The sequence below is a fragment of the Bacillus sp. SIMBA_074 genome (genome assembly GCF_046534555.1).
Taxonomy (GTDB): domain Bacteria; phylum Bacillota; class Bacilli; order Bacillales; family Bacillaceae_G; genus Bacillus_A; species Bacillus_A mycoides.
Map to the genome: position 1 here is coordinate 1 of NZ_JAWRYM010000656.1, position 265 is coordinate 265.

General features: G+C 51.3%; 1 protein-coding gene. It reads right to left on the reverse strand.

Going from position 1 to position 265, the window contains the following annotated elements:
* Positions 1–74: 74 nt before the first annotated feature.
* Positions 75–265, reverse strand: a 191-nt coding sequence (locus SB773_RS32390; RefSeq protein WP_410594476.1) for a hypothetical protein, incomplete at its 5' end; no start/stop codon positions are given.

The following is a 265-nucleotide window of genomic DNA, read 5'->3' on the forward strand; positions in this document are numbered from 1 at the left end:
CGATTCAGGAAGCGACCTGCCGTTCCTATCTCAAGCTGTCGCGGTTAGAACAGACTGCCTATTTTAGTACGTGGCTAACTCGTATCCTCATCCACGTCTGCATCGATGAACAAAAGCGTAAAAAACGGCTGCTCGTTGACCCGACAAAGCTTTCTAACGAGCAAACGCGAGGTGTAGACACGCTCCCTCACGAGCAGAGCATCGAGCGGATCTTCATAGAAGAAGCCCTCTCCCGTTTGACTCCGACGTATCGGCGTATCATCAT